A 7,499-nucleotide genomic window follows, 5' to 3' on the forward strand; every position below is an offset into this window, starting at 1 on the left:
CGGGAATCTTCTCTCCGGACCGGTTGCCGTGGTCTCATGGCGGGTAACGCCGGTGTCACCGCCGGGTCATCCGGTGGACACACATCGGCGGGCCCGGGAGGTGGACGATGCCGGACCTGGAACTGCGGCTCCCCGACGACGTACGGCTGCACGTGTCCGTCACCGGGCCGGTCGACGCCGACGTCACCGCCGTGCTGCTGCACGGCTGGACGCTCGACGGGCGCAGCTGGCACCGCCAGGTCGCCGAGCTGCGGGAACGCTTCGGCGGCCGGGTCCGCGTGGTCACCTACGACGCGCGCGGCCACGGCCGGTCGAGCTGCCTGGCGCTGCGCGACGCCACCCTCGCCCAGCTCGGCGACGACCTCGCCGCGGTGATCGACGAGATCGTCCCGGCCGGTCCGATCGTCCTGGTCGGGCACTCGATGGGCGGGATGACGGTGATGGAGTACGCCCACCGGCACCCCGACCGGTTCGCCGCGCGTACCGCCGGGCTGGTCTTCGTCTCCACCACCGCCGAGGGGCACACGCACACCGCGTACGGCCTCTCCCCCCGGATCACCCGGCTGATCCGCCTGGCCGAGACGACAGGCGCCGGGGTGCTGGCCCGCTGCGGCGGCTGGCGGCCCCCGCACGCGCTGCTGCGCGCGCTGCGCCCGAGCATCCGCTGGATGCTGTTCGGCGACCGCTGCGACCCGGCGGACATCCGGCTGGTCACCTCGGCGGTGGCCCGGGCCACGCTGCGCTCGATCGGCGGTTTCCGCGCCTCGATCGGCGCCCAGCACCGGCTGGAGACGCTCGCCGCGCTCGGCGGGCTGCCGGCCGCCGCGCTGGTCGGCGACCGGGACCGGCTCACCCCGCCGCCCTGCGCCGAGTCGATCGCGGCGGCGCTGCCCACCACGGAGCTGACCGTCTGCCCGGGTGCCGGGCACATGTTGATGATGGAGCGCCCCGAGAAGGTCAACGCCGCTCTGGCCGGCGTGCTGGACCGGGTACTGGCCGACCGCCCGGCGGTCCGCCGCTGAGCGTCCCCGCACGCGGGCGGCACCGACGTACGCCACGTGCGCGGCATGCCCCGGTGTGCCGGTTGCCGGCGGCCCGTACCCTCATTCAGCCCGTCGTGCCCTCCGAACACAGGAGCATCCGCGTTGACCGACCAGACCACGCTGGACCGGGAGATCGCCGCCGAGCAGCGTCACCTCGACCGGGTGTACGCCCGGCTGGCCGAACTGCGCCGGTCTGCGGCCGACGCCGAGCGGGAGGGCTACCTGCTGGCCCGGGTCGGCAACTTCGGCGCGCTGGTCGAGCGGGACGCGATGGTCTTCCACGCCGCCCAGCGCCGGCACGTGCTGGACGCCGAGCACGAGGGTCTGGTGTTCGGCCGGCTGGACCTGCGGACCGGGCAGGTGCTGCACGTCGGCCGCCTGGGCGTGCGGGGCGTGGACGCGGAGACGCTGGTGGTGGACTGGCGGGCGCCCGCCGCCGCCGCGTTCTACCAGGCCACGCCCGCCGAGCCGCGCGGCGTGGTGCGCCGGCGCACGATCCAGTCCGCCTCCGAGAAGGTCACCCGGATCGAGGACGACCTGCTGGATCCGGAGGCCGCGCCGCCGGACATGGCGGTGGTCGGTGACGGGGCCCTGCTGGCCACGCTGTCCCGGGCCACCGGCCGGGGCATGCGGGACATCGTCGCCACCATCCAGCGGGAGCAGGACGAGGCGATCCGCTCCCCCGGCAACGGCGTCACGATCGTCTCCGGCGGCCCGGGCACCGGCAAGACGGCGGTGGCGCTGCACCGGGCCGCGTACCTGCTCTACTCCGACCGGGCCCGGTACGCCGGCGGCGGCATCCTCGTGGTCGGCCCGTCCGGCGTGTTCGTCGAGTACATCGCCTCGGTGCTGCCCTCGCTGGGCGAGGAGACGGCCACGCTGCACTCGCTCGGCTCGCTGTTCCCCGGCCTGTCCGCGTCCCGCGCCGACCCGCCGGACGTGGCGGCGGTGAAGGGTTCGCTGCGGATGCGCCGGGTGCTGGAACGCGCGGTCCGCGACGCGGTGCCGGACTCCCCGGCCGAGCTGCGCCTGCTCTACCGGGGCGAGCTGCTGCGCCTGGAGCGCGCCGCGCTGGACGCGGTCCGGGACCGGACGCTGGCCCGGGGCGCCCGCCGCAACGAGGTGCGCCGGGCGGCGTTCGACGCGGTGCTCGCCGCGCTCTACGCGCAGGCCCGCACGCTGCGGGTGGGCCGGCTGCCGGAGCAGCCGGCGTTCGAGGACGAGATCATCGAGCGGCCGGAGTTCCGCGAGTTCCTCAAGGCGTGGTGGCCGCGGCTGCACCCGCGGCACGTGCTGGACTGGCTGGCCCGCCCGGACCGGCTGCGCCGCTACGCCGGGGGGATCCTCTCCTCGGCCGAGATCCGGCTGCTCGGGCAGGCGTACCGCACGCTCGGGACCGACGGGCTGACCGTGGCGGACATCGCGCTGCTCGACGAGCTGGACGCGCTGCTCGGCAAGCCCGTGCAGCGGGCCCGGCCCAGGCGCGACCCGTACCAGCTCGCCGGTGGCGTGCGCGAGCTGAGCACGTACGCCGACCGGCAGCGTGCCGCCCGCGCGGCGGCCCGGGAGCGTCCGGCCGACTACCGCGACTACGCGCACGTGGTGGTGGACGAGTCGCAGGACGTCTCGCCGATGCAGTGGCGGATGGTCGGGCGGCGCGGGCGGCTGGCGTCCTGGACGGTGGTCGGCGATCCGGCGCAGACCGCCTGGACCGGCGACCCGCAGGAGCTGGACCGCGCCCGGGACCAGGCGCTGGGCCGACGCAAGCGGCACCGCTACGAGCTGACCACCAACTACCGCAACTCGGCGGAGATCTTCGCGGTGGCGGCGGCGGAGATCCGCCGGCTCTACCCGGACCTGCCGCTGCCCGACGCGGTGCGGTCCACCGGCGTGCCGCCGGTCGAGCGCACGGTGCCCGCCGCCGACCTGCCGGCGGCCACCGTCGAGGCGGCCGAGGCGCTGCTCGCGCAGGTGGAGGGCACCGTTGGTGTGATCACGCCGGTGCCGCGCCGGGACGAGGTGGCCGGCTGGCTGGGCGCGCTCGGCGCGAGCCGGCTCCAGGTGGTCACCAGCCTCCAGGCGAAGGGCATGGAGTACGACGGCGTGGTGCTGGTGGCGCCGAGTGAGATCCGGGCCGACCCCGGTTCGGGGGTACGCACGCTCTACGTGGCGCTGTCCCGGGCGACCCAGCGCCTCACCACGCTCGACCCGCTCTGAGGGACACCCGTCCGCGCCCCTGACGTCACCCACAGTTCAGTTGCATACATAGCGATGTGAACATACATTGGGCCTGGCCGGTACGGGGCAGGAAGGGTGTTGGCGTGGGCGCAGGTCATGACCACAGCGGCGCGGTGGCCAACGCGGCACACCGCCACCGGGGCCGCCTCTGGGCCGCCTTCGCGCTGCTCGCCGTCCTGATGGTGGTCGAGGCGGTGGCCGCCTTCACCACCGGCTCGCTCGCGCTGCTCTCCGACGCCGGGCACATGTTCACCGACGTCCTCGGCATCGGCATGGCACTGGCCGCGATCACCGCCGCCCGCCGCGCCGGCACCGACCCGCAGCGCACGTTCGGGCTCTACCGGCTGGAGGTGCTCGCCGCCCTGGCCAACGCCGTGCTGCTCGGCGCCGTCGCGCTCTACGTCCTGGTCGAGGCGGTACGCCGGTTCGGCGAGCCGCCGGAGGTGCTGGCCGGCCCGATGCTCGTGGTGGCGGTGCTCGGCCTGCTCGCCAACATCGTCGCGTTCGCGCTGCTGCGCGCCGGGGCGAAGGAGAGCATCAACCTGCGCGGGGCGTACCTGGAGGTGCTCGGCGATCTGCTCGGCTCGCTCGGCGTGATCGCCGCCGCGCTGGTCATCGCCGCGACCGACTGGTGGTGGGCCGATCCGCTGGTAGCCGTCGGGATCGGCCTGTTCATCCTGCCGCGCACCTGGCGGCTCGGCCGGGCCGCGCTGCGCATCCTGGTGCAGGCCGCGCCGGAGCACCTCCAGGTGACCGCCGTGCACGACCGGCTGGCCGCCGTACCCGGCGTGGCCGAGGTGCACGACCTGCACGTGTGGACGCTCACCTCGGGCATGGAGGTGGCCTCGGCGCACCTGACCACCGACCCGGGCGTGGACCCGGGGCAGGTGCTGGCCGCCGCGCGGGCCGCCCTGCACGAGGACTTCTCCATCGATCACGCCACGTTGCAGGTCGAACCCGGAGCGTCGGCCGGCGTGTGCGGGAAGACCGAGTGGTGATTAGGGCAGACTTAAATCACTGTGGCTGTTGTAGTCTTATGCCGGTTTTGCCCCACCTAGTGGCGTTGCTCCACCGAGCCACGCCCGGGCAGCGCCGGTAGTGTCGGTCGCGGCCGCACCCGCGGACGCCACCGGCCCCGGTGGGGCGGCCGTCGCCTAATCGTCCGCAGGGACGAGCCGGGGAACCACGTACGTGGGGTGCATCCGCGTCAGCGGTAGGGATCTTCCGTCCCGAACCCGTCAGCTAACCCGGTCGGCGTTGACGGAAGGACGTGTGAATGCCCCACGTGGCACCTGTACGACGGACAGCCGCCCGGTTGGCGGCCCTGCTCGTCGCGACGCTGGCCCTCGGCGTCGCGACTGTTCCGGTCTCCCCCGCCTCGGCGGGGCCGGCGACCGGCCTGCTCGCCGCCGCGCCCGGCGGCGACGACGAGGGCGGCACGCCCGAACTGCGTGCCCAGCTCGACGCCGCCAGCAAGGGCTGGCTGGAGGCCAAGGCCGCGCTGAACCGGTCGGTGAGCCGCCAGAAGCAACTGAACGAACAGCTCAAGACGGTCGGCGCCGAGCTGGCCGTACGCGACGCCAAGGTCGGCGAGATCGCCGCCGTGGCGTACCGCAACGGCCGCCTGGGCACCGCCGGGGTGCTGCTGGGCAGCAGCAGCCCGGAGGGCTTCATGGACCGGGCCGCCGCGCTGGAACAGGTCGCCGCGCACGAGGACCGTACGCTGCGCGACCTGATCGCCACCCGGGACCAGGCCACCCGCACCCGCGCCCAGCTCGACGGCGAGATCCGCGAGCAGCGCAAGCAGGTGACGGTGATGGCCAAGCGCAAGGAGCAGGCCGAGCGCGCCCTGGAGGTGGCGAACGACCGCGCCACGCGCAGCAGCAGCGGCGGCAGCGTCCAGGGCACCTCCACCAAGAACGCGAAGCCGGCGCCGCGCAACTCGGACGGCTCCTGGCCCCCGGAGTCGTGCAGCGTCAACGACCCGACCCCGGCCAACGGCTGCATCACCCCGCGCACGCTGCACGCGCTGCAACAGGCGAAGGCGGCCGGCTTCACCAGGTACGTCTCGTGCCACCGGCCCAGCGGCTCGGGCGAGCACCCGAAGGGGCGGGCCTGCGACTTCGCCGCGCAGAAGAACGGCTTCGGCGGCGTGGCCTCCGGCGGCGACCGGACGTACGGCAACAACCTGGCCGCGTACTTCGTGCGCAACGCCGACCCGCTCGCCGTGCTCTACGTGATCTGGTTCAAGCAGATCTGGCTGCCCAGCAGCGGGTGGAAGTCGTACAGCGGGGGCAACGGCGACCCGTCCAGCGACCACACCAACCACGTGCACCTGTCGGTGTACTGAGCGCCCGGAAGGGGCCGGCCGGATCAGGCCGGCCGGCCCTCCAGGGTCGCTCCGAGACGCGCCGCCAGGCCCAGGTGAGCCGCCCGGGCCTGGCGGAACGCGTACCCGAACAGCGGTGCCGGCGCGGTGAGCGTGATCTCCACCTCGACGCGTACCGTGCCGTCGTCCTCGTCGCGCAGCCGGGTGTGGTTGCGTACGGTCGTCGCCGGCTGCTGCCGGGCGACGGTGACCACCTCGTCCTCGCTCGCGATCAGCACGTCCGCCTGGTAGGTCACCGGGAAGTGCAGCGGGCCGAGTTGCAGCCGGTCGGTGATCGCGTAGCTGGCCAGCGCGCCGGGCCGGGCCGGCAGCTTCCGGACCCGGACGATCAGCGGATGCAGCTCACCCTGGCGACTCAGGTCGCCTAGCAGGGCCACCGCTTCGGCCCGGCTGCACCGGGCCTGCACGGTGTAGCTGAAGCTGTCGCTGCTCTGCAAGCGGGCCCCCTCGCCGTCGTGCGTCGCGACGATCGTCCCGTACCGACGCCGGACTGGCAACGGGTAGAAGGTCCCCTGGCCGCAGGGGGTGCGAACGGCGCTCAGGCGCCGGGCAGCACCTCGGGGGTGTCGTCGGCGAACCACGGCTCGGGCGCGCCGAAGAGGCCGAGCAGGCCGGTCACCCAGAGCTGCCGGTGCACGAACCGGCTCGGCTCGGTGACCACGAGCTTGACGCCGCTGACCTCGCAGGTCTGGAAGCCGGCGACCATGGCGCTGATGCCGACCGAGTCGATGAACGTGACAAGCCGCATGTTCAGCTCGATCCGCGCGGGGCGGGCCTTCGCGAGCACCTCGGCGATCGCTTCCCGCACCTCGTACGCGGTGTCGACGTCGATCTCCCCACGGGGCGCGATCTCGACGACACCACCCGGCCGCACCGACTTCACGATCGACAGGCTCACGCGAGCACCTCCACTCGCCCATGACGGGCGCCTCATCAGTACGCGGGCCGCGACCGAGAGTATTCCTCCCACGCCCCGGTCGCCACCCCCCGGGATGAGCAATTCGCGAACTGGGCACACCTGGGCGTACCCAATCCGGACCACCGGGTTCCAGTTTCCCCCTGTGGCGGGCCACGGCCAACCGTGCGACCGGGCGGGCCCGCCGATCCCGCGGACCAGGGTAGCTGGCGCACGCACGTCCCGTCCGCACCCGTCCCGGCGCGTTCGGGTGCTTCGTCCCGTTCACCGGCCGCACCCGCCATGACCCGGGCGTGGTTTGCCGCCGGGTCCGGTGGGGCACTGCCCGGGACAGTGACCGCCGGATGGACACCGGAGTCCGAAGTGGCCGCCGGCCTTCGGCACCCGAGGAGGTAGAACGATGTTCGGAACCAACCTGCTGGACCGCCGGGGCAAGGCCGAGCGGGTCGCCGACCAGGCGTGGCAGCACCTGCTCTCCGCCGTCGGTTCCGCCGGTGACAGCATGCGCGACGCCACCCGGACCGCCCGCCGCAGCTCCTCCGGCCTGGCCGACGACGCCACCGACCTGGTCGGCTCCGCCGCCGAGGAGGCACGCCGCCGGGCCGGTCTCGCGTTCGACGCGCTCGCCGGCCGCCGTCCCGCGCTGCCCTGGACGCTGCTGATCGCGGCGGCGCTCGCCGGCGCGGCGATCGGCTGGGCCGCCGGCACCGCGGCACGCGCCGCCGGCAGCCGGGACCGCGCCGCCGACGACATCGAGTTCGTGGACGTGGACCGGCCGAACTCCCCGGCCGGCCTGGACGGCTGACCCCAGACGCGCCACCGAGTCGGATGTCGGACACGACCTGCCGGACCAGGGCCTGCGCGGGTGCGACCGGTGGTGGGCGGCACGATGACCGTGTACGCGCTGCTGGTA

7 protein-coding genes and 1 riboswitch are annotated in these 7,499 nt (G+C 74.2%); of the genes, 5 read left to right on the forward strand and 2 right to left on the reverse strand.

What is annotated here, in order from left to right:
* Nucleotides 1-107 precede the first annotated feature (107 nt).
* The 4 genes from AB0D28_RS27255 to AB0D28_RS27270 all read left to right on the forward strand — a co-directional run bounded on the left by AB0D28_RS27255 (nt 108) and on the right by AB0D28_RS27270 (nt 5,631).
* Nucleotides 108-1,022, forward strand: coding sequence for an alpha/beta hydrolase (locus AB0D28_RS27255; RefSeq protein WP_357390337.1), 915 nt, complete (start codon nt 108-110; stop codon nt 1,020-1,022).
* Nucleotides 1,023-1,145: 123 nt separating this feature from the next.
* A complete protein-coding gene (locus tag AB0D28_RS27260) occupies nt 1,146-3,260 on the forward strand; it encodes an AAA family ATPase (RefSeq protein ID WP_357390339.1) in 2,115 nt (704 codons plus the stop codon).
* Between the two features lie 104 nt (nt 3,261-3,364).
* On the forward strand, nt 3,365-4,279 hold the full coding sequence (locus AB0D28_RS27265; RefSeq protein ID WP_357390341.1) for a cation diffusion facilitator family transporter: 915 nt from the start codon (nt 3,365-3,367) through the stop codon (nt 4,277-4,279).
* 143 nt (nt 4,280-4,422) lie between these two features.
* A riboswitch (cyclic di-AMP (ydaO/yuaA leader) is annotated at nt 4,423-4,553 on the forward strand.
* A 4-nt stretch (nt 4,554-4,557) separates the two neighbouring features.
* On the forward strand, nt 4,558-5,631 hold the full coding sequence (locus AB0D28_RS27270) for a hypothetical protein (protein WP_357390343.1): 1,074 nt from the start codon (nt 4,558-4,560) through the stop codon (nt 5,629-5,631).
* Between the two features lie 23 nt (nt 5,632-5,654).
* On the opposite strand, the gene AB0D28_RS27275 is transcribed toward AB0D28_RS27270, so the two are convergent.
* Entirely contained in the window at nt 5,655-6,107 is a 453-nt protein-coding gene (locus tag AB0D28_RS27275; protein WP_357390345.1) for an SRPBCC family protein, read from the reverse strand.
* Between the two features lie 101 nt (nt 6,108-6,208).
* Nucleotides 6,209-6,568 (reverse strand): STAS domain-containing protein, encoded by a 360-nt coding sequence (locus AB0D28_RS27280; RefSeq protein ID WP_354872311.1) that lies wholly within the window; start codon nt 6,566-6,568, stop codon nt 6,209-6,211.
* Between the two features lie 418 nt (nt 6,569-6,986).
* Between AB0D28_RS27280 and AB0D28_RS27285 the strand changes: the two genes are divergently transcribed.
* Entirely contained in the window at nt 6,987-7,391 is a 405-nt protein-coding gene (locus AB0D28_RS27285; RefSeq protein WP_357390347.1) for a hypothetical protein, read from the forward strand.
* Nucleotides 7,392-7,499 lie beyond the last annotated feature (108 nt).

It is taken from the genome of Micromonospora sp. NPDC048169 (genome assembly GCF_040652815.1).
Taxonomy (GTDB): Bacteria; Actinomycetota; Actinomycetes; order Mycobacteriales; family Micromonosporaceae; genus Micromonospora.